The organism is Antarctobacter sp. (assembly GCF_965277915.1).
Lineage (GTDB): Bacteria > Pseudomonadota > Alphaproteobacteria > Rhodobacterales > Rhodobacteraceae > Antarctobacter.
In genome coordinates, this window is the sequence record NZ_OZ255849.1 from 2,600,001 (window position 1) to 2,621,052 (window position 21,052).

Annotated in this window: 21 protein-coding genes and 1 tRNA gene (1 of these 22 running past the window's edge); 9 read left to right on the forward strand and 13 right to left on the reverse strand. The window is 63.4% G+C overall.

The window, feature by feature from the left end; all coding sequences use genetic code 11:
* The 3 genes from ACQY5B_RS13470 to ACQY5B_RS13480 form a co-directional block, all read right to left on the reverse strand.
* Positions 1-30, reverse strand: partial view of a Hint domain-containing protein gene (locus ACQY5B_RS13470; protein ID WP_420324888.1) — the 5' portion only. The gene continues 900 nt to the left of window position 1, outside the view; only the first 30 of its 930 coding nucleotides appear in the window; it begins with the start codon at positions 28-30; its stop codon lies beyond the left edge, outside the window.
* 204 nt (positions 31-234) lie between these two features.
* On the reverse strand, positions 235-1,176 hold the full coding sequence (locus ACQY5B_RS13475) for a helix-turn-helix domain-containing protein (protein WP_420324887.1): 942 nt from the start codon (positions 1,174-1,176) through the stop codon (positions 235-237).
* A 378-nt stretch (positions 1,177-1,554) separates the two neighbouring features.
* Positions 1,555-1,639 (reverse strand) — tRNA-Leu (locus tag ACQY5B_RS13480).
* Positions 1,640-1,790: 151 nt separating this feature from the next.
* Between ACQY5B_RS13480 and ACQY5B_RS13485 the strand changes: the two genes are divergently transcribed.
* Positions 1,791-2,285 carry a Hint domain-containing protein gene (locus tag ACQY5B_RS13485; protein WP_420324886.1) on the forward strand — a complete coding sequence of 165 codons (495 nt, stop codon included), beginning with the start codon at positions 1,791-1,793 and terminating at the stop codon, positions 2,283-2,285.
* A gap of 6 nt (positions 2,286-2,291) precedes the next feature.
* On the opposite strand, the gene ACQY5B_RS13490 is transcribed toward ACQY5B_RS13485, so the two are convergent.
* Complete coding sequence (locus ACQY5B_RS13490; RefSeq protein ID WP_420324885.1) at positions 2,292-3,845, reverse strand: NAD(P)H-hydrate dehydratase; 1,554 nt, start codon at positions 3,843-3,845, stop codon at positions 2,292-2,294.
* 169 nt (positions 3,846-4,014) lie between these two features.
* Here ACQY5B_RS13490 and ACQY5B_RS13495 point away from each other — a divergent pair, with 169 nt between their 5' ends.
* The 4 genes from ACQY5B_RS13495 to ACQY5B_RS13510 all read left to right on the forward strand — a co-directional run bounded on the left by ACQY5B_RS13495 (position 4,015) and on the right by ACQY5B_RS13510 (position 7,581).
* Positions 4,015-4,353: a P-II family nitrogen regulator gene (locus ACQY5B_RS13495; RefSeq protein ID WP_305972373.1), complete on the forward strand. Its 339-nt coding sequence runs from the start codon at positions 4,015-4,017 to the stop codon at positions 4,351-4,353.
* 72 nt (positions 4,354-4,425) lie between these two features.
* Positions 4,426-5,829, forward strand: coding sequence for a type I glutamate--ammonia ligase (gene glnA / locus ACQY5B_RS13500; protein WP_305972374.1), 1,404 nt, complete (start codon positions 4,426-4,428; stop codon positions 5,827-5,829).
* A gap of 163 nt (positions 5,830-5,992) precedes the next feature.
* Entirely contained in the window at positions 5,993-6,793 is an 801-nt protein-coding gene (locus tag ACQY5B_RS13505) for a lytic murein transglycosylase (protein ID WP_420324884.1), read from the forward strand.
* A gap of 119 nt (positions 6,794-6,912) precedes the next feature.
* A complete protein-coding gene (locus tag ACQY5B_RS13510; protein ID WP_420324883.1) occupies positions 6,913-7,581 on the forward strand; it encodes a hypothetical protein in 669 nt (222 codons plus the stop codon).
* On the opposite strand, the gene ACQY5B_RS13515 is transcribed toward ACQY5B_RS13510, so the two are convergent.
* On the reverse strand, positions 7,532-8,302 hold the full coding sequence (locus ACQY5B_RS13515; protein ID WP_420324882.1) for a heme-dependent oxidative N-demethylase family protein: 771 nt from the start codon (positions 8,300-8,302) through the stop codon (positions 7,532-7,534). The genes ACQY5B_RS13510 and ACQY5B_RS13515 overlap by 50 nt on opposite strands.
* A 159-nt stretch (positions 8,303-8,461) precedes the next feature.
* On the opposite strand from ACQY5B_RS13515, the gene dddP reads away from it, so the two are divergent.
* Positions 8,462-9,802, forward strand: coding sequence for a dimethylsulfonioproprionate lyase DddP (dddP, locus tag ACQY5B_RS13520; protein ID WP_420324881.1), 1,341 nt, complete (start codon positions 8,462-8,464; stop codon positions 9,800-9,802).
* Positions 9,803-9,806: 4 nt separating this feature from the next.
* Here the strand turns inward: dddP and ACQY5B_RS13525 are convergent, their stop codons facing one another.
* Together ACQY5B_RS13525 and ACQY5B_RS13530 are read right to left on the reverse strand one after the other, a co-directional pair.
* Positions 9,807-10,340 carry an NUDIX hydrolase gene (locus ACQY5B_RS13525; protein WP_420324880.1) on the reverse strand — a complete coding sequence of 178 codons (534 nt, stop codon included), beginning with the start codon at positions 10,338-10,340 and terminating at the stop codon, positions 9,807-9,809.
* Positions 10,330-11,238, reverse strand: coding sequence for an endonuclease/exonuclease/phosphatase family protein (locus tag ACQY5B_RS13530; protein WP_420324879.1), 909 nt, complete (start codon positions 11,236-11,238; stop codon positions 10,330-10,332). The genes ACQY5B_RS13525 and ACQY5B_RS13530 overlap by 11 nt, the downstream gene beginning before the upstream one ends.
* A gap of 85 nt (positions 11,239-11,323) precedes the next feature.
* Between ACQY5B_RS13530 and ACQY5B_RS13535 the strand changes: the two genes are divergently transcribed.
* Both ACQY5B_RS13535 and ACQY5B_RS13540 read left to right on the forward strand, forming a co-directional pair.
* The gene (locus tag ACQY5B_RS13535) at positions 11,324-12,535 is read left to right on the forward strand and encodes a bifunctional alpha/beta hydrolase/OsmC family protein (RefSeq protein WP_420324878.1); all 1,212 of its coding nucleotides are present in this window, start codon (positions 11,324-11,326) and stop codon (positions 12,533-12,535) included.
* A gap of 59 nt (positions 12,536-12,594) precedes the next feature.
* Positions 12,595-13,842 carry an NAD(P)/FAD-dependent oxidoreductase gene (locus ACQY5B_RS13540; protein ID WP_420324877.1) on the forward strand — a complete coding sequence of 416 codons (1,248 nt, stop codon included), beginning with the start codon at positions 12,595-12,597 and terminating at the stop codon, positions 13,840-13,842.
* 55 nt (positions 13,843-13,897) lie between these two features.
* Here ACQY5B_RS13540 and ACQY5B_RS13545 read toward each other — a convergent pair whose 3' ends face one another.
* The 6 genes from ACQY5B_RS13545 to ACQY5B_RS13570 all read right to left on the reverse strand — a co-directional run bounded on the left by ACQY5B_RS13545 (position 13,898) and on the right by ACQY5B_RS13570 (position 20,147).
* Positions 13,898-14,497, reverse strand: coding sequence for a biotin transporter BioY (locus ACQY5B_RS13545; protein ID WP_420324876.1), 600 nt, complete (start codon positions 14,495-14,497; stop codon positions 13,898-13,900).
* A 141-nt stretch (positions 14,498-14,638) separates the two neighbouring features.
* Positions 14,639-14,944, reverse strand: coding sequence for a hypothetical protein (locus tag ACQY5B_RS13550; protein WP_305972384.1), 306 nt, complete (start codon positions 14,942-14,944; stop codon positions 14,639-14,641).
* Between the two features lie 99 nt (positions 14,945-15,043).
* Positions 15,044-16,489, reverse strand: a complete 1,446-nt coding sequence (locus ACQY5B_RS13555) for an NAD(P)(+) transhydrogenase (Re/Si-specific) subunit beta (RefSeq protein WP_305972385.1) — start codon at positions 16,487-16,489, stop codon at positions 15,044-15,046.
* A 15-nt stretch (positions 16,490-16,504) separates the two neighbouring features.
* Entirely contained in the window at positions 16,505-18,076 is a 1,572-nt protein-coding gene (locus tag ACQY5B_RS13560; RefSeq protein WP_420324875.1) for a Re/Si-specific NAD(P)(+) transhydrogenase subunit alpha, read from the reverse strand.
* A 362-nt stretch (positions 18,077-18,438) separates the two neighbouring features.
* Positions 18,439-18,888: a methyltransferase family protein gene (locus ACQY5B_RS13565; RefSeq protein WP_420324874.1), complete on the reverse strand. Its 450-nt coding sequence runs from the start codon at positions 18,886-18,888 to the stop codon at positions 18,439-18,441.
* Between the two features lie 305 nt (positions 18,889-19,193).
* Positions 19,194-20,147, reverse strand: a complete 954-nt coding sequence (locus tag ACQY5B_RS13570) for an MBL fold metallo-hydrolase (RefSeq protein WP_420324873.1) — start codon at positions 20,145-20,147, stop codon at positions 19,194-19,196.
* Between the two features lie 123 nt (positions 20,148-20,270).
* Here ACQY5B_RS13570 and ACQY5B_RS13575 point away from each other — a divergent pair, with 123 nt between their 5' ends.
* Positions 20,271-21,020, forward strand: a complete 750-nt coding sequence (locus ACQY5B_RS13575; protein ID WP_420324872.1) for an SDR family NAD(P)-dependent oxidoreductase — start codon at positions 20,271-20,273, stop codon at positions 21,018-21,020.
* The last annotated feature ends 32 nt before the right edge of the window (positions 21,021-21,052 follow it).

A 21,052-nucleotide genomic window follows, 5' to 3' on the forward strand; every position in this document is an offset into this window, starting at 1 on the left:
GGAACTTCCGAATGTGTAAGATGTCGGCATGGGGTCTCGATCTCCACTGCTATGATTGTGATTGACCGGGCGCGATCTTCCGACAACGGGGGGCTGATGCGAAAGCGCGCCCGGCGCGGAAGGTGTCCGCATGCCGGACCCTACGAACGGCCGACCCGCTGCCCCACCTCCATCTTTGTTGATATTCGGTAGAGATTGTTGACGAATGACCCGTCCCTCCGGGCATCCGAAGGATCAGCGCCGAAAGGCCGCCTGCCGTTCGAGCCATCTGCGCGGCGGCAATCCCGTCCGGCGGCGAAAGGCCGATGAAAAATTGCTGACGCTTGAATACCCGAAGCTGTGCGCCACCACCTTGATCGGCATGCCTTGCTGAAGGGCGGAACAGATCGCGTCGAAGCGGACCTGCTGCAGGGACCGGTTGAAACTGGTGCCGAACTCGGCCTGATACGCCCGATCCAAGCGGCGTGGCGAGACACCGAACTGGCTGGCAATTTCGGCAAGTGACGGCGGTCTCTGCGGACTTTCCTGCAAGAGCGCATGCGCATCGCGCGCAAGACTTCCAGCCAATGGCGTCACGTTTGGCACGCCATCCTCGCAAAGGCTTTGCAGGTGGAATCCCAGAATCTGCTGGGCCGCCGCACTTACCATGCGGTGCCCCAGCGGCGAGGTGTTCGACAGGGCTGTCATCAATGCCTGGCGCAGGTGCAAGGGCAGCGCCCGGGCGCGGTGGTAGGTGTTGCTTCCGCCCTCGATCAGAGGTCGGACCCCTTTGGGCACCGGTCCGCCGAACCAGGCCTTTACCGTCTCCAGCGAGGCGAGCGCCCCGAAAATCGCATTGTCGGCCGCGCCGAAACGATACATCGCTCCTGAGACACTGGGCCGGATCAATCCGGGCGCGGAGTCTTGGTAGCGCCGCCCGCAGGCAAGCTCTGCTTCAAAACCGCCCTTGAGAACGACCTGTGTGAACACGAAGTCTCCATCGCGAGAACTTGTCACCTCGACACTGTCCGGCCCGGAGGTCCGGAACTGCGACAGACTCCAGCTGACGCCACTTCCGTCCGTGCCGGGGTTTCTTTGCCAGGACATCTCGACGGTGCCGGACTGCCGCCGAACTGCGTCACTGGCCTCGCCGTTTCCAAGGTACAGTTCGATCGGCGATACCCGCCCGGTACTCATGAATTCGATCCTGCTCTGCTGGCACCCGCACTGAGAACAGGGCTAACGCGTTTTCAAACCTGGGAAAAGTCCGCAGGGACTCGTGAGGCGCAAACCGCACCTGTCATTTGCGCGCCCGGAACCGCAAGTTGGACCTGCGCAGAGGGATGATCGCGACCAGTACAGGAAGCGACCCGGATTTGGTCCGTTTTGTTATCCAAGCCCCCAAGCCCGTTGCGCGCCCCTCGACGACGCCCACCCGCCGTCGCTGGTATGGATCTGCAACCGGGATCGGCAAAACCGCCGTCGCAATCTTGGCAAGAACCTCGGTCGCCGGCGCGGCACGATGCAACCTTGGTTCAGCCGAACCTAAATAAAGGCCAGGTTCTCAAGGGAGAGTGGTGCGGGTGGAGGGACTTGAACCCCCACGGATTGCTCCGCCAGAACCTAAATCTGGTGCGTCTACCAATTTCGCCACACCCGCAACGACGCGGTGAATAGCAAAGCGCCGTGACCGAGGCGAGCGGAAAATTCCTTTATAAGCCTGTGCAATTGACGGCCACGTAAACCGGATCTTGGCTTATCCTGCCGCAAAACAAGAAAAGACCGGCAGCAACATACAGGAACAAGTGACGATGACCCATGACATGGTCGGGCGCGGCAGCGGCGCGGGATCCCTGCGCCCACCTTGCGCAGGTCCCGCTTGCAATGCGCTTCCACTCGGTACGATCGTTCTGACGCTCGAAGGCGCGCTGCCGGTGGAGTATCTTGGTTCGGGTGACCGGATCATCACGAGGGACAGCGGAACAGCGCGGCTTGCAGCCCTACGGCCTTTGCGCCGGCGGCTGCCCGCAGTTTTCGTGGCCCCGGGCAGCCTCGGCCATATGCGGCCCGACCTGACGCTGGTCCTGCCCGCCGCGCAAGAGGTCCTGTTGCGTGATTGGCGGGCCAAGGCGCTGTTTGGCAAGGACCGGGCACTGGTGCCGCTGGCGCGGTTGATCGACGGACGGTTCATCCGGAGCGCGGGCGAAATCGACATGCAACTGGTCGAACTCTCCTTTGACGCACCGCACATCCTTTACGCGGACGGGTTGGAACTGGCATCTGCCACAACCCGCGTGACCGCCTGACAGGCGTCAGAGCCCGAGCGCCCGGAACACCCTTGGCAACTCTTCGGGAAGGTCCTCGGCGATCAGGCCGGGGCCGAAACTGCGCGCGGCCTCGACATGGAGCCAGGCAGCGGTCTCTGCAGCCTGCATTGCCGACATGCCACGGGCCAGCAACCCGGAAATGAAACCGGCAAGGACGTCGCCTGATCCGGCGGTCGCAAGCCAGGGCGCCTCCCTGTCGTAGATCGCAGCATTGACCGAACAGGCGCCACCCGGATCGGCGATCACCGTGTCGGGCCCCTTGAACAGCACCACGCAGCCCGCCCTCCCGGCGGCTTTCCGTGTGGCGTCCACCTTGGAAAACGCCGGTCCGCGGCTCGGTTTCTTGTTCAACTCATTCGCGATGTCCGGAAAGAGCCGCGCGAACTCCCCGCCATGCGGCGTCAGCACGCAATCCGCGTGCAGCATTTCGAAAAGCGCCTCTGGAGCATCCGCGTAAGCGGTCAACGCATCGGCATCGAGCACCACGCGCGGTCTGTGCCTTGCGGTCAACGCCACAGGCACGAGGTCGCGCGCCCGCTCTGCCCCCATGCCGGGGCCTAGACACAACGCGTTGAGGCGCTTGTCCTCCAGAACCTCCGCCAATTCATCGCCGTCCTCGACCCGCGCCAGCATCAGCGCGGTGATCCGGCTTGCCACCTCCATCTGCGCCGCACCAGGCACGCCCAAGGTCACCAGTCCGGACCCGACCCGAAGGGCACCGCGTGCGGCCAGTCGCGCCGCGCCGGTCTTGCCAAAGCCGCCGGAGAGAATGAGGGCATGGCCGTGGGAATACTTGTGGTCAACCATTCGTTTCGAAAGCGCCGAGACGTCGCCATGCGAGTGCCTCCCCATGTCCACGAGATGCACCTGGCTTTCATCAGGCACGTGGTCCAACCCGATATCCTTTACGACCAAGGATTTGCAGCGCTGGTACGAACCGTTCAGATAATGACCGATCTTTGCAGAGTGGAACGACACCACGAGGTCGCTGGAAGCCCCGTCACCGCCGCCGACGACTTTGCCGCTGTCCGCACAAAGCCCCGAGGGCATGTCCACGGCCACAACCCTAGCCTTAGACTTGTCCTTGGCCGCAGCCTTGAGCAATTCTCGCTCGACCTCGTCGGGCACGGGCCGCGTAAGGCCGGTTCCGAATACCGCGTCGATGACCAGATCCGCGGCGGCTTCCTCGACGCGCAACGCATCCCAGGCTGAAACGGCGCCCAACTTGTCCCACCGCGCGCAATTCGCCTTTGCATCCGGCGGCAATCTGTCCGCATCGCCAAAAAGAAACACCTCCACGTCCCACCCACGACCGTGCAACAGCCGCGCAATGACGAACCCGTCGCCGCCATTGTTCCCCGGACCGCACAGAACGATTGCCCGATGCGCCCCCTGCCCCAGGTCCGGCCATTCCTCAACAATCGCCTCGACCACCCCGGCACCTGCACGCTCCATCAACTCCAGGCCCGTCACGGCGCCATTGTCGATTGCCGCCTGCTCGATTTTGCGCATCTGTTCCGCGGTCAGAAGCTCTGTCATTTTGCCTCGCGATTCATTTCTGCACGTTTTTTACGCATATCGCACAAAACTTGACCGCGCCCGAAAATTCGCTCTTCGCTTCTGCCTCTCACAAGGCCTATCGGATTGTGGCGATCATCCAGAAGTGATCTGCCAAGTCCACGAATAGCGCAAGGGAGAGCGAGGTCTCATGAAAAAGATCGAAGCGATCATCAAGCCATTCAAGCTTGATGAGGTGAAGGAGGCGCTGCAAGAAGCGGGCATCCAAGGTCTGTCCGTCGTCGAGGTGAAGGGCTTTGGCCGCCAGAAAGGCCATACCGAGCTCTACCGTGGCGCGGAATACGTCGTCGACTTCCTGCCCAAGGTGAAGATCGAGATCGTTCTTGACGACGACCAGGTCGATGCCGCCATCGAGGCCATCGTCGAGGCCGCCAAGACCGACAAGATCGGCGACGGCAAGATCTTTGTCAGCCAGGTCGAACAGGCCATCCGAATCCGTACCGGCGAAACCGGCTCGGACGCGCTGTAATTCAGAAAATTGACCGCGGTACCGCTGGGCCGCAGGCATCCCAACAGTATGACAGAAAGGGACTCAACAGTTATGAGCAACGCTGTTCTCGACATGATGAAGGCAGAGGACGTCGCCTACGTCGACATCCGGTTCACCGATCCGCGCGGCAAGCTGCAGCACGTCACGGTGATCGCAGATGAGGTCGATGAGGATTTCCTCGAAGAAGGCTTCATGTTTGACGGCTCCTCGATCGCCGGCTGGAAATCGATCGAAGCATCGGACATGAAACTCATGCCCGACCTCGAAAGCGCCTACATCGACCCGTTCTACGCCGAAAAGACGCTCTGCCTGCATTGCTCGGTCGTCGAACCCGACACCGGCGAACCTTACGAGCGTGACCCGCGCGGCACCGCCGAGAAGGCAGAAGCCTACCTGAAGTCCTCGGGCATCGGCGACATCTCCTACTGGGGTCCGGAAGCCGAGTTCTTCCTTTTCGACGACGTGCGTTTCTCGAACAAGATCAACAAGGTCTCCTACGAGGTCGACGCGGTCGACGCATCGTGGAACACCGACACCGAGTACGAGACCGGCAACATGGGCCATCGTCCCGGCGTCAAGGGCGGCTATTTCCCGGTCAACCCGACCGACGACGCGCAGGACCTGCGCTCGGAAATGCTCTCGACCATGAAGCGCATCGGCATGAAGGTCGACAAGCACCACCACGAAGTGGCGTCGTGCCAGCACGAGCTGGGCCTGATCTTCGGCTCGCTGACCAAGCAGGCAGACGAGCTGCAGAAGTACAAGTACATCATCCACAACGTGGCACATGCCTACGGCAAGTCCGCCACCTTCATGCCCAAGCCGATCTACGGCGACAACGGCACCGGCATGCACTGCAACATGTCGATCTGGAAGGACGGCAAGCCGCTGTTCGCGGGTGACAAGTATGCGGACCTGAGCCAAGAGGCACTGTACTTCATCGGCGGCATCCTCAAGCACGCCAAGACGCTGAATGCCTTCACCAACCCGTCCACCAACTCGTACAAGCGCCTGATCCCCGGCTTCGAAGCCCCGGTCCTGCGCGCCTACTCGGCCCGCAACCGTTCTGGCTGCGTCCGTATTCCGTGGACCGAAAGCCCCAAGGCCAAGCGCGTCGAGGCCCGTTTCCCCGATCCGTCCGCGAACCCCTACCTGTGCTTCGCGGCGCTGCTGATGGCCGGCCTGGACGGCATCAACAACAAGATCGACCCGGGCGAGGCGATGGACAAGAACCTCTATGACCTGCCGGCCGAAGAGCTGGAAGGCATCCCCACCGTCTGCGGCTCGCTGCGCGAGGCCATCGACTGCCTGAAGGCCGACCACGAGTTCCTGCTCGCCGGCGACGTCTTCACCAAGGACCAGATCGAAGGCTACATCGAACTGAAGATGGAAGAGATCGAACTGTTCGAGCACACGCCGCACCCGGTCGAGTTCGGCATGTACTACAGCTGCTGATCGCCGCACGATCTACTACGGAATGGGCGCCCCGGTGGCGCCCGTTTTCGTTTTTGATCCCCTGCTCCGCAGCGGGCACCCGCCATCCTGCGACCTTCCCCCTTGGCGCCCCCTCGTGACGCGGCTAACCTTCCGGAGAACCTGTCCGAACCGGAGCCCTGCCATGCGCCGCCTCGCCCCTGCCCTTGCCCTTGCCATTCTGACCGCTGTCCCCGCGTTTGCCGCGGGTTGCGGTAATACCGCTTCGGGCTTCGACGCCTGGAAGGGTGAATTCGCGGCCGAGGCGCGCCGCGCCGGCGTGGGCGATCGCGGCATCGACGCCCTCATGAAAGCGCGGTATTCGACCAAGACAATCAATGCGGACCGCAACCAGAAAGGCGTGAAATATAGTTTCGAACGATTCGTGCAGATCCGCCTCGGCTCGCTCGACAGTTTCGCCAATGGCGCCCGCAAGCGCATCAACCAGAACAAGGCCTTCTACGACAGCCTCGAAAAGCACTTTGGTGTGCCGGCAGGTATCGTCGTCGCCATTCATGGCATGGAAACGGGCTATGGCCGCACGATGGGGAGCGAACCTGTCATCAACTCGATCCTGACGGTTGCCTATGACTGTCGCCGCCCACAGCTTTTCCGGCCTCATGCCATTGCCGCGCTGAAAATGGTGGATCGTGGCATGCTCTCGCCCGGCCAGAAAGGCGCCTTTCACGGAGAGCTGGGCCACACCCAGTTCCTGCCCGGCAACGCCATGCGCTATGGTGTCGATGCCAATGGCGACGGGCGTGTCGATTTCTACAACCAGGCCGACGCGCTGGCCTCGACCGCCAATTTCCTGCGCCAGAAGGGCTGGAAGCGCGGCCAGCCCTTCGGCCCCGGAACGCATAACTTCCGCGTGCTGAACGAATGGAACGCCGCCACCGTCTATCAACAGGCCATCGCCGCAGCCGCCGAAAGGATCGGTCGCTGAGACCGATCGGGAAACAAGGCGCCCGGAACCGCGTAATTTTCCCCGAATCGCCCGATTGTTAACATTTTTCGGGGTCAACCTTTCCTGTAGCGGCCACCACGCCGTGACAGGAGAGCAGAATGACCTTCGAACACCCCTACGCGGGGATGATCCTGCCGGATACGCGGGATCTGCACCCCGGCCCCTATCTCGACAGTGCCGCAAAGGTACTGGCCCGTCTTGATCCGCGTCAGGACGCCAAGGCTCCGACCAGGCGAAAACCGGGACTCGTCATGGGGCAGCACCTGGGCATTGCCGTTCTCCCCGAAGAGCAAAGCGATTACGGACCGAAAGTGGTTCTGCAGGTGGTGACCGCGGATGGGACCCCGCCCGACGAAACCGACGCCGCGCGCCTGCTGTCCGACACGGTACGGGCCGCGCTGAATCATTCTTCGGCGGACATCCTGGAATGGTTCTCGCCCGAGACGCTCATCGACCGCGAGGATTTCATCCGGCTGCGCAACTTCGTCTCGCCCCGTCGCATCGGCCGGGTCGACACGGAGATCGAGGATGCGCTGTTCGAAAGCGCCGCAGCCGCACAGGGTATCTGCGGCTCGCTCTACCCCGAAAGTTCAAAATCCGCGCAAATCCCAAACCTGCCCGCCGTGGTGGCGGAGACCACGATGAAACGGCGCCATTCCTGGTTCGGTCTGCGACGCGCCAGCCAGATGATCGCCGTGACCAGCCTGATCGCCGTGCTCAGCACGACCGGCCAGATGGACTATTTCCTCCGGCAGTTGCTGCAGTGACGTCCTCGCTGCGCACAAGGTAGGTGTGAATCGAGAAGACCACCGCGCGGGTCTTCGGCAGGCGCAGGATGCACTGCCGCTCTGACCGCCAGAATGGCGCGGTGGCGGGTTCGACCGGTGCACGCGGGTTGTGCATCGAGCGCGGATGGAAAAGCTCTGACTCGGCGTAGCGCAGGGCATTGAACCGCCACAGCGGACGCCCGGCCTGCACCCCGTCGAACAGTCGCTGTACCCGGCGCGCGATGTTGTCATCGAAACTGTCCACCGGCGCGTGGATCGCCGTCATCGGACGCATGAATTTCTCGTCCAGCCGCCAACTGGCGGGAAAACAAAGCACAGCGCCAGTCAGCACATGCTGATCGCCATGCTTTTCCATCAGGCACAGGTCTTCCTGCACGATCCGCCCCAGTGTTCCCAGCGGATCCGCCCCGTCCAGCGAAACACGCGCGCCGTCGGGGCACAGAACACTGTTGTCGCCCCGCAAAAACAAGTCAGGCAGCGCCGCAAGAACCGTTTCCATGAGCTCGTCCGCCGCAGGAACGGCAGCGGCGAACAGGGCCAGCACCTCGTCCCGGCGCTCGGTCAGCAGGCGACGACGCTCTGCCATCTGCGCGGCATAGGCTTCGTCCACGATCAGCCAGTCCGCAGGATCCAGAGGGGCAATTCCCGGCAAGGGGCGCGGTGCGGTGACATCATAGGGGATTCGGTCTTGCAGGATCATGAGCGCAGGCTATGCCCGTCACGCGACCTTCACCAGCCGCCGGCCACTACGTCACCGGAAAGAATACGGTCAAAAAACGACCCCCTGTACGGTCGTAATTCCGCGCGCCAGCCCCGGGATGCCCCGGCAGGCTGACGGAACCAGCCTTCGGAAGACGCCATGAACACCCATTTCCGCGATACCCGCAAGATAGACCCGACACGCGGCGCCATGACCGGCGACAACACCCCCAACGACATGGACCGGATCGAGATCGGCCCCACACGCTTGGCACTGGCCGAATGGGCCGCCGCGGGGCTTGAACTGCCCGACCTGCAGGAAATGCGGCGCTATCGTTGGCAGCGGCTGACAGATCACGTCGTGGCGCGGGACCTTGCCGGGTTGCTGGTCTTCGACCCGCTCAACATCCGCTACGCGACCGACAGCACCAACATGCAGCTTTGGAACACCCACAACCCGTTCCGGGCCGTGCTGGTCTGCGCCGACGGCTACATGGTGATCTGGGACTACAAGAACGCGCCTTTCCTGTCCTCGTTCAACCCGCTGGTGCGCGAGGCGCGCTCGGGCGCGGACCTGTTCTATTTCGACCGCGGCGATGGGCTGGACGTGGCGGCTGACCGGTTTGCCGCCGAGGTGGCGGACCTGCTGGCGCAGCACGCCCCCGGCAACACGCGGCTGGCGGTGGACAAACCCATGATCCATGGGCTGCGCGCGCTCGAGGCGCAGGGCCTGACCGTCTTCCCCGGTGAGGAAGTCACCGAAAAGGCGCGGTCCGTGAAGGGTCCGGACGAGATCAGGGCCATGCGCTGCGCCATCAACGCCTGCGAGGCCGCGATGCTTGAAATGGAACACTTTGCCCGCGCCAACGTCCCCCTGGGCGGTGTGTCGGAGAACGATATCTGGGCCGTCCTGCACGCCGAGAACATCCGTCGCGGCGGCGAATGGATCGAGACGCGGTTGCTGACCTCCGGCCCACGCACGAACCCCTGGTTCCAGGAATGCGGTCCGCGAATCGTCCAGAACAATGAGATCGTCGCCTTCGATACGGATCTTGTCGGCAGCTACGGCATCTGCGTCGACATCTCGCGCACCTGGTGGGTGGGAGACCGGGCGCCACGGCCCGACATGATCGACGCCATGCGACACGGGCATGAACATGTCATGACCAACATGGAAATGCTGCGCCCCGGGGTGAACATCCAGGATCTGTCCCGCAACACCCATGTCCTGCGGCCCGAGTTCCAGCGGCTGAAATACGGCTGCCTCATGCACGGTGTGGGTCTTTGCGATGAATGGCCCCTGGTGGCCTACCCGGACCATATGGTCGAAGGTGCCTTCGACTACGAGCTGGAGCCGGGCATGACGCTGTGTGTCGAGGTGTTGGTGTCGCCCGACGGCGGCGATTTCTCGATCAAGCTGGAAGAGCAGGTGCTCATCACCGAGGATGGCTACGAGAACCTGATTTCCTATCCTTTCGACCCGTTGCTGATGGGAACCTAGGCTCTCACACCTCCGCCTTCACCCGCCGTGCCATGCGCAGGACCGACTCTGCCTGCGTGTAGTCCTGCACCTGTTCCAGCGGCACCCATGCCAGTGCCTTCGACTCTGCCGAAGCGCTGAGGTCGCCCGCCTCGGCCTGCATCAGGAAACGGACGTCATAGTGCAGATGCGCCGGGTCCGTCCCGCGTGCCGGGATCTGGTGGATATCAATGTCGAAAACGTCCGGCGACAGAAACGAAATCCGCGCCAGCCCCGATTCCTCGTAGGCCTCTTTCAAGGCCACAAAGCGCACGTCCGCGATGCCGTCGCAATGGCCGCCCAGGTGCAACCAGCGATCCAGCTTGGCGTGATGGGTCAGCAGAACGGACTGCCTGTCCGGTGACAGTACAAAGGCAGAGCCGGTGACATGGCCGCCGATGAGTGGATCGCGGAAGAAGGCTGCCAGCCCCCACTGTGCACAAAAGGCCCCCAACCGGTCCCATTCCGCCCGGTCCCGTGCATCGCGCGGCACGAAACGCCCGATACCGTCAATCAGCATTCAGGTGCACCCTTGCCAGAACCCCGGCATGATCCGATCCCCAGAGCGGCCGCGTCTCCATCCGACCGCCGCCGGGCGCCCAGACCTGGTCCAGCGGCAGCGGAATAGGCAGCGCCTGCCCGGCGGGCCAGCCATGCGGTGCCAGCCAGTAGGTCGGTTGCAATGGCCCGGCACGCTGCACGCCCGCCGCCCCTGTCAGGCGCCGCACCGAATTGCCCCAGGGCATCATGTTGAAATCGCCGGACAGGACGACGGGCCCCTCCAGCCCGGCAAGAACTCCTTCCAGCACCTCTGACTGCGGCGCCTGGGGATGCGGCCACGGCCAGCGCAGGTGCACCGACAACACCCAGACCGGTCCCTGCGGTGTGTCCAGGTGCAATCCCGCCACCCCCTGCCCCGGCAGGCATAGTGTCCCGCCCGGCAGCACCGGATGACGCGACAGCACGGCATTGCGGCTCCAGCTGTAGAAAGGACAGGTGGTGCTATGAGGATAGGATGGCGCCAGCCGGTCCAGGATGTCGCCATTGCGGCTGGTCAGCTCCTGCAGGGTGATGACGTCCGGGGCTTGGCCCAGCATATCCGCCGCCAGTTCGGGGATCTGCGCATTTCGGTACAGCAGGTTCTTCTGGTAGACTGCAAATCCGCCCGGTGTCGGCGCTGTCAGCTTCATGACGACCGCCTGCCCCAGCACCACCAGCGCCAGACCAGCCAGCCCCCAGCGCACCCAGCGCAGCCATCCGGTCCAGATCACGACCAAAGCCGCCAGCGCCACCAACGGCAGCCGCGCCACCGCCAGCGAGTCTCCCGCCGGGTGCAGCGCGCCGCCCCAGCTGGCCAGCGCGACCAGCACCAAAACCCCTGCAACAATGCTCACCAGCGCGCGCATCAAACTCACCATGCCGTGACGCTCCTGACAGTTAGCTTGTGAGCCGCCCCGGCCCGCCCCATTCTCTGACCCAACCACGAAACGTCAGGACGCCCCAATGCCCACCGAACGCATCACATTCCCCGGTCATGCCGGCGACAGGCTGGCCGCACGGCTGGACTTGCCCGAGGACACGCCGCTCGCCACTGCACTCTTCGCCCATTGCTTTACCTGCGGCAAGGACATCGCCGCGGCACGGCGCATCGCTCAGCGGCTTTCCGCGATGGGGATCGCTGTGCTGCGGTTCGATTTCACCGGACTGGGCCATTCCTGCGGCGAGTTTGCCAATACAACCTTTCACAGCAACGTGGGCGACCTGAAAGCCGCCGCCGAATACCTGCAGGGCCGCGGCATGGCGCCCAGCCTGCTGATCGGCCATTCCCTTGGCGGTGCTGCGGTCCTGCGGGCAGCGCCCGACATCGCCTCGGCCAAGGCCGTGGCGACCATCGGTGCGCCCTTCGACCCCGATCACGTCACGCACAACTTTGCCGATGCGCTGGACCGGATCGAGGAAGAAGGCCAGGCACAGGTGGACTTGGGCGGGCGGCCCGTCACCATCGGGCGGGACTTCGTGCGGGACGTGAAGGCGCAGGAACTGGAACCGGTCATCGGATCGCTGAAAAAGGCGCTGTTGGTGCTGCACGCGCCGCGCGACTCCGTGGTCGATATCTCCAACGCCACGCGGATCTTCACCGCCGCGAAACATCCCAAGAGCTTTGTCACGCTGGATGATGCCGATCACCTCGTCTCTGCCCCGAAGGACGCGGAATACGTCGCCGAGGTGATCGCGGCCTGGGCCGATCGCTACCTCGACCTGCCGGCCCCCGCCCCGCCGATCGGCGCGCCGGAGGGGGTGGTGCGCGTGACGGAGGCCGCGGCCGATGGCTTTTTGCAGGACATCCAGAACGGTCCGCATCATCACGCACTGGCGGATGAGCCCGAAGCCTATGGCGGCAGCAACCGGGGCATGTCACCCTATGGGTTCCTCTCGGCGGGGCTGGGCGCCTGCACCTCGATGACCATCCGTATGTATGCCCGGCGCAAGGGGTGGCCGCTGACCGGGATCAGCGTGGACGTGACCCACGACAAAGTGCACGCCCAAGACGCGGGGACAAGCGCGACGACACGCGTGGACCACTTTGTCCGCCGGATCAAACTGGAAGGCAACCTGACTGCCGACCAACGCGCCCGGCTGCTGGAAATCGCGGACAAGTGCCCGGTGCACAAGACGCTGGAAAAGGGGGCCGATATCGAGACCGAACTGGCCTGAAGCCCCCTTGCCTCCGGTCCCCGATCCGCGCCACTGTCGCGCCGCAACAGGGGGACAGCATGAAGGCATATCGTCAGGTGGCCGTGATCGGCGCAGGCATGGTCGGGGTCTCTACCGCGCTCTGGTTGCAACGCATGGGATGCGAGGTCACGCTGGTCGACCGCGAAGGCCCCGCGGCCGGTGCCTCGACAGGCAACGCGGGCATCATCGCGGCGGGCGCCGTGGTGCCCCTGCCCGTTCCAGGCTTGATCTGGAAGGCCCCTGGCATGTTGTTCGACCCGCGCCAGCCGCTGTTCCTGAAATGGGGCTACCTCCCGCGCCTCGTCCCCTTCCTGTTGCGCTACATGGGACACGCACGGCAGGCCAAGGTCGAGCAGATCACCCGCGCGCTGACCCTGCTGCTGCAGGACAGCGCCGACCAGCACCAGGCCTTGGCTGAAGGAACGGAAGCCGCGCACTTCATCCGGCCCGGCAGCTACCTGCACGGCTATGCCAGCAAGCAGGCGTTCGAGGCGGATGCCTATGGCTGGGAGCTAAGGCGGCGCAATGGCTACACGGTGCGCGAGATGACGCCCGAGGACATGGCAGCCTTCGATCCGGCACTGGAAGGGCGCTTTGGCTATGGAGTCGACAACCCGCAGCACGGCACGATCACAGATCCCGGCGCCTATGTCCGCGCCCTGGCGGCGGCCTTCGAGGCGGGCGGCGGCCAGATCGTACAGGCAAGCGTGACAGGCTTTCGCGAGGAAAACGGGCGCGCCGTGGCCGCGCTGACCAACAGGGGCGAGATCGCGGCAGAGGGGTTTGCAGTGACCCTTGGCGCCTGGTCCGGCGGGATTGCCCGCGCGCTTGGCGTCACTGTGCCCCTGGAAAGCGAGCGCGGTTATCACGTCGAGTTCCACGCCCCCAACATCGAATTGCGTGCGCCGGTCATGGTGACTTCGGGCAAATTCGTCGCCACGTCGATGCGTGGGCGCCTGCGGGCGGCGGGTATCGTGGAGTTCGGCGGTTTGAAAGCCCCGGCCTCGCGCGCGCCCTTCGACCTGGTGCGGCGCAGCGTGGCGCGCATCTTTCCCGATCTGACCTACAGCCACACCAGCGAATGGATGGGGCACAGGCCCGCCACCTCGGATTCCCTTCCCGTGATCGGACCCAGCCCGCGGCTGGCCAATGTCTGTCTTGGCTACGGACACCAGCACATCGGCCTGACAGGCGGCCCGCGTACCGGGCGCTGGCTGGCGCAGATGATGGCAGGCGAACCGGTGAACGCCGATCTCTCGGCCTTCGCCGCCGACCGCAGGGGCTGAAACGCAAAAGGCCGGGCACAAGGCCCGGCCTTTCGGTTTCTCAGGACTGGCGGGGTCAGCCGCGCGCGCGGCCCACCAGTTTCCATGCCAGCGGCAGGATCACGGCGGCCAGTGCCAGCTTGATCGCGTCACCGACGAGGAAGGGCGTCAGGCCCCATTCCAGGATCGGCTTGTCCCAGCCGTAAAGCATGCCTAGCCAGATCAGGCCCGGAACGTAGATGATCACGTTGCCCAGCAGCATGGCGCCGGCCATCTTGGGCGCCGAACGGTCCCAGCCTGCGCGGGCAAGAATACCCAGCGCAACGGTCGCCAGAACGTAGCCGACGAGGTAGCCGCCGGTGCCACCCATCATGTATTCGATGCCGAATGCCTCGGCCGAGGAACCCGCGAAGACATCAAAGCCAAGCGCGCCGATGATCATGTAGCCGAGGATCGTCACAAGACCCAGGCGCGGACCGTAGGCGGCGCCGACAGTCAGCACGGCAAACGTGCCCATCGTGATCGGGACGGGCCACATCGGCACCTTGATCTTGGCCGCGGCGGCGAGCACGGCGATGCCCAGCACCACCAGCGCCACCTGCTTGAGGCGCAGCGCAGCACCCTCGTTGGCGCCGAAGGCTTCGGCCAGGACGTTGCGGTTCATCGTCAGGTTCATGGGGCTCCCCCTCGTCATGAATATTTCACTCATGTTTTGCCCGACTTGCTGCGCCGCCGCAAGGGAGCATTAAGTAGATGTGCAAACCCTGCTAACCCTGCCATTTGCAAATACCACCAAGACAGATTGCAAAGCCGCGGCTCAAAGCGGGCCGAGCCGTCCCAGCAAACCCGGCATCTGGCGCAGCAGGTCCAGCGCCATGTTCGCATCGCTCACCTTGATATCGACCAGGGGGTGCTCCCAGTCCTGACCGCGCACGGCATAGATCCGAAACGCCCCGTTCTCTGTGTCGTTCCTGGAGTAATACCCAAGGTCGACAACCACCGCGCGCTTGGAATACTGCGCGAGATCCTCGCGCAGGCGATCCGGCGTCAGCGGCTCCAGAGGCTTGACGATCTGCCAGCCAGCCACGCGAAACACCGAATTGATCTGCAGTGCCAGTTCCATAGTGTCCCCTCTTTTCGCGCCAGACTAAAATGGGGCCGCCGAAACGGCGACCCCATTGATCCTGGTTATATGTGGCAATGGCGGAAACCCGCCATGCCGTCACGAGATGCGGTTGAGCAACTCGCCCAGCGACTGTTTCGCGTCGCCGTAGTACATCCGCGTATTCTCCTTGAAGAACAGCGGGTTCTCGATGCCCGAGTAACCGGTGCCCTGGCCCCGCTTGGAGACAAAGACCTGCTTCGCCTTCCAGCATTCCAGCACCGGCATCCCCGCGATGGGAGAGTTCGGGTCTTCCTGGGCCGCCGGGTTCACGATGTCGTTCGAGCCGATGACGATCGCAACATCCGTGTCGGGGAAGTCCTCGTTGATCTCGTCCATCTCCAGCACGATGTCATAGGGCACCTTTGCCTCGGCCAGGAGCACGTTCATGTGCCCGGGCAGACGGCCCGCCACCGGGTGGATGGCAAAGCGCACCTCCTTGCCCTGGGCGCGCAGGCGGCGGGTCAGTTCGGCCACGTTCTGTTGAGCCTGTGCCACCGCCATGCCGTAACCGGGGATGATGATGATGCTGTCGGCCTCTTCGAGGGCCTGCGCCACACCGTCGGCGTCGATGGCAACCTGTTCGCCCTCGACCTCCATCGCCGGGCCGGCGCTGCCGCCGAAGCCGCCGAGGATGACGCTGACGAAGGACCGGTTCATCGCCTTGCACATGATGTAGGACAGGATCGCACCCGAGGAGCCCACCAGCGCACCGACCACGATCAGAAGGTCGTTGCCAAGGCTGAAGCCGATGGCCGCCGCCGCCCAGCCCGAGTAGCTGTTGAGCATCGAGACAACGACCGGCATGTCGGCGCCGCCGATGCCCATGATCAGGTGATAGCCGATGAAGAAGGCCAGAACCGACATCAGCAGCAGGGTCCAGCCGCCGCCGGTGCTCATGTAGATCACCAGCAGGATCACCGAGCCGATGGCCGCGGCGAGGTTCAGCATGTGGCCGCCGGGAAGCTTTTTCGCCGCCGAGGTCACCTTGCCCGAGAGCTTGCCATAGGCGATGACCGAACCGGTGAAGGTCACGGCACCGATGAAGACGCCCAGGAAAACCTCGATCTTGAGGATGTTGATCTCTGCCGGGGTCTTGTGCGCGACCTTGGCCGAGAAGCCCTTGAGCGCCTCCAGTGCCTCTGTTGTCCCTTCGGACTGCAGCGCGGCAACGGTGTTCATGACCAGTTCGGCGTTATAGCCGACAAAGACAGCCGCAAGACCGACAAGCGCGTGCATCCCGGCAACGAGTTCCGGCATCTGGGTCATCTCGACCTTGGAGGCCAGGAAATAGCCGATCACGCCGCCAGCGGCGATCAGGATGATCGACAAGATCCAGAGACCCGAGCCCGGTCCGATCAGCGTGGCAAACACCGCCAGCGCCATGCCGACGATGCCGTACCAGACGGCGCGCTTGGCGCTTTCCTGGCCCGAAAGTCCACCCAGCGACAGGATGAAGAGGACAGCCGCGACCACATAGGCCGCCGTGGTAAATCCGTATTCCATGAGTCCTTGTCCTCTTTACGATTTCTGGAACATGGCGAGCATGCGCCGGGTCACGAGGAAGCCGCCGAAGATGTTGATCCCGGCAAAGAAGACCGAGACCGCGGCGAGGATGAGAACAAGCGTGCCGCTGGTTCCGATCTGCATCAGCGCACCAAGGATGATGATCGACGAAATCGCGTTCGTGACCGCCATCAGCGGGGTGTGCAGCGAATGGCTGACGTTCCAGATCACCTGGAAGCCGATGAAGACCGACAGCACGAAGACGATGAAATGCTGCAGGAAGCTGGCCGGGGCGACAAGACCCACCAGCAACATCAGCACACCGCCCACGCCCAGCAGGGTGACCTGCTGCTTGGTCTGCGCCTTGAAGGCCGCCACTTCCTGCGCGCGCTTCTCCTCGGGCGTCAGTTCCTTGGGCTTTTCCTGCTTCTTGGCCGCGATCGCCTGCACCTTGGGCGGCGGCGGCGGGAAGGTGATCTCTCCCTGGTGGGTGACCGTCGCGCCACGGATCACGTCGTCTTCCATGTTGTGATTGATCTTGCCGTCCTTGTCGGGCGTCAGATCGGTCATCATGTGACGGATGTTGGTCGCATAAAGCGTCGACGACTGCGTCGCCATGCGCGAGGGGAAGTCCGTGTAGCCGACGATGGTCACGCCGTTGTCTGTGACGACCTTCTCGTCCTTGACGGTGCCTTCGACGTTGCCGCCCTTCTCGGCGGCCAGGTCGACGATGACCGAGCCCGGCTTCATGGCCTTGACCATGTCCTCGAGCCACAGCTTGGGGGCCTCGCGGTTGGGGATCAGCGCCGTGGTGATGACGATGTCCACCTCGGGCGCCAGTTCGCGGAACTTGGCCAGTTGCGCCTCGCGGAACTCGGGGCTGGAGACAGAGGCATAGCCGCCGGTTGCCGCGCCGTCCTGCTGTTCCTCCTCGAAGTCGAGGTAGACGAACTCGGCGCCCATCGACTCGACCTGCTCGGCCACTTCGGGCCGCACGTCAAAGGCGTATGTGACGGCACCCAGCGCGGTCGAGGTGCCGATGGCGGCCAGGCCGGCAACACCGGCGCCCACGACCAGCACCTTGGCCGGGGGCACCTTGCCCGCGGCGGTGATCTGCCCGGTGAAGAACCGGCCGAAGTTGTTCGATGCCTCGATCACGGCGCGGTAGCCGGCGATATTGGCCATCGACGACAGCGCGTCCATTTTCTGGGCGCGGCTGATCCGCGGCACCATTTCCATCGCGATGACGTTGGCGCCCTTCTCCTTGGCGATGTCCAGGCCTTCCTGGTTGCCGCCCGGGTTGAAGAAGGTGATCAGCGTCTTCTCGGGTGTCAGGTATTCCAGCTCGTCCAGCGTCGGAATACGCACCTTGGCGATGATATCCGCCTCGCCCCAGAGGTCGGCAGCGCTGCCGACGACCTTGACGCCCGCAGCCTCGTAATCCGCATCGGAGAACTCTGCCCGCGACCCCGCGCCGGATTCGATCAAACATTCATAACCCAGCTTTTGCAGCTGGCGGGCAGAATCCGGGGTCATCGCAACGCGATTCTCTCCAGATTCAACCTCTCTTGGCGTCCCTATCTTCACGGTATTCCCCTTTGTTCTCAGGTACTCCTACGCCCCTGATGAGGCGTTAATTCGCATTTCAGCGCAATCATGCGGCTCTGCAGCGACAGGCAGCGCGGGTTGTAAAACACACCATGACCAAAAGTTAAAGTCGGACAACTATTATTGCGCCGCGCGCCAAGGAATCGAAACATTGTTGCCCGCCCGTGCACGCCATGTCGGCACCCCGTCGAAATATTCCTCGTGGTTTCGGAAACTTAGCTTTTGCATCATGTGCGGGACCCTTGGCCTGGGAACCGCCGTGGTCGGCATGCCGGGGGCAGCATGCGACCACAGGTCACCTCTACCAAAGGATGAGTGCTGAATTCGCAGTCATTCCGCGATCAGATCCACCGCCGCACATCCTTTTCGTACCGGGCAAAGGCCGCGCGGAATTTCCGGCGCAGGTGATTTTCCTCGGGTACGATGAAACGCCGTTCGATCACCCAGACGAAGACTGGCACAAGTGGCAGCGCCAGGACCGCGTCCCAATACAGGATGATCCCCAAAAGGATCATTGAATCGCCAAGGTAGATCGGGTTGCGTGAACGTTTGAAGATCCCGCTCGTCACCAGGCGGTCCGCTTCCCGGTGCGGGATCACGGTGGTCCGGTGGCGCCGCATTTCGTAGAGCGCCAGCACCATAAGGATCACCCCGCCTCCGACCAGCAGTCCGCCAAGGAGATCGGCGACGACAGGGCCAAAGCCCAAACCATAGCCAAAATGGGTCTTTTGTACCCAGGCCAGGCCCAAGGCCCCCACCAACCAGACCGGCGGCATGTCCATCCATTTCATCAGCAAGCACTCTCCTGCAATTGCTCGTCCGGACCCGCGGATCCTGGTCGGCGTGTCAGGCGCCGTCCGTGATACCCCGACTGCATGACCAGCACGTTTTCCTTTCCATCACGCGGGGATTTCGTCCATCCGGCCCGACACCTCGCGGGTCATTTGTTCCGGCAGGATGGTCGCTGCGGTTTCGGCGTCAAAGCCCGTGCAACCGATGATTTCATCTTCCCGGTCTTCCTTGTCATGTCACCACGGGCAGGAGCCGAGCCCGATAATCAACAAGCACCGCGTTCTCCTCCAATAGCTGAAACGGGTTATTCCCACTCCATCTCCTCAAAGACCCGGCCCGCGTTCTTGGTGGCCAGCTCCTCGAAAGTATCCAGATGCGCCCAGTTGGACTGGTCGATGTAATAGGCATCCGCCAGGTCGCCGCCCTCGTCGATGTGGTCGCCGATCTTGGCCCGCAGGTCCTTGAGATAGTCCGTGGTATAGCGCGTCACCTGGGCCATGTTCGTCGGATGCCCGTGCCCGGGAATGACATAGGTCGCGCCAAGTCCGGTGAAGGGTCCGTCGAAGGTCTCGATCCAGCAACTGGTGCAGGTATCAGCGAAAATCGGCGGCATGCGCTCGTGAAAGGCGATGTCACCGGCGATCACGATACCCCATTGCGGGATCCAGACCTGCGTATCGCCTGGGCCGTGCGCAGGACCAAGGTGCAGGACGTGGAATTCGACTTCGCCCAGGGCAAAGACGTGTTCATCGTCAAAGGACATGTTCGGCACAACGACCCGGGTGCCCTCGGCCTTGTCCTGGTTGTAACGTTGCATCCCCTGCAGGATGAAATCACCGTTTTCCTCGATCTCTTCGATGGCCTCGGCATGGGCAAGGATGTCGACGCCCTGATCGGCCCAGTAGGAATTGCCGAGCATGGCATGACCCTGCCCGTTCTCGTTGATGACCAGCTTCACCGGCTGATCGGTGACGGCCCTGATCTCGTCATGCAGCGCCCTGGCCAGCCGCGCCGAGGCACCGCCGTTGATGACCACCACGCCGTCACCGGTAACAACGAACGACAAGTTGTTGTTATGGCCGGAGTTTTCATAGGTCGGCGGTGCCGTCGCGCCGATGGCAGAAAAGACATGCGGGATGACTTCGACCGGCTTGTCGTAGAGTTCGGACTGCGGGTACTTGTCGGCGATGTCCTCGCTGGCCTGCGCGGTGACGGCCGCCAGCACCAGCGCCGTGGTCAGGGCAAAACGTGTGTTCATGAGATCCTCCCGAAAATCTCAAACACATTCGCATGCGTGAATAGCATTGCCAAGCAACCTCTCGCGGACCTCTTGTCACAGCGCCGGGGCACGGTAGGCTTTCGGGCAAAGAGGGAGGCGGAGATGATCGAAGGCAAACACGCGCTGGTGACCGGCGGGGGCAGCGGCATCGGACTGGCAATTGCACGGGCCCTGGCCGCAGAGGGCGCACAAGTCACAATCACCGGGCGCAACGCCGAGCGGTTGGAGGCGGCGCGGAGCGAGAGGATCTTTCCGATCTCGATGGACGTGATGGATGAAACCTCGATAATTCATGGCGTTAAAGAGGCTGTCTCCGCACGCGGCCCGGTTCAGATCTGCGTGCCCAATGCCGGGATTGCAGAGGGGCGGTCGATCCTCAAGACGGACATGGAGTTCTGGCGGACCATGATGGCCACCAATGTCGATGGCGCCTTTCTGACGATCCGCGAATGCCTGAAAAACATGGTCGAGACCGACTGGGGTCGAGTGATTGCTGTGTCCTCAATCGCGGGGATCAGGGGACTGAAGGGGGCGCCGACCTATACCGCGTCGAAACACGCGCTGATGGGGCTGATCCGGGCACTGGCTGCGGACTACGCGAGAAAGCCCATTACTTTCAACGCGCTGTGCCCCGCCTACGTGGATACGGACATCGTGACCATGAATGTTGACAACATCATGAAGCGCACCGGCTGGTCCGAGGCAGAGGCCCGCGCGGCAATGGTGGACGTGAACCCGCACGGTCGGCTGATCGCGCCCGAGGAAGTGGCGCAGGCGGCGGTCTGGCTGTGTCACGAGGCCTCGGGCAGCGTGAACGGACAGGCAATCCAGATCGCGGGCGGAGAGATCTGACGGCTGTACGTTTTGTACAAAACGTACACCGA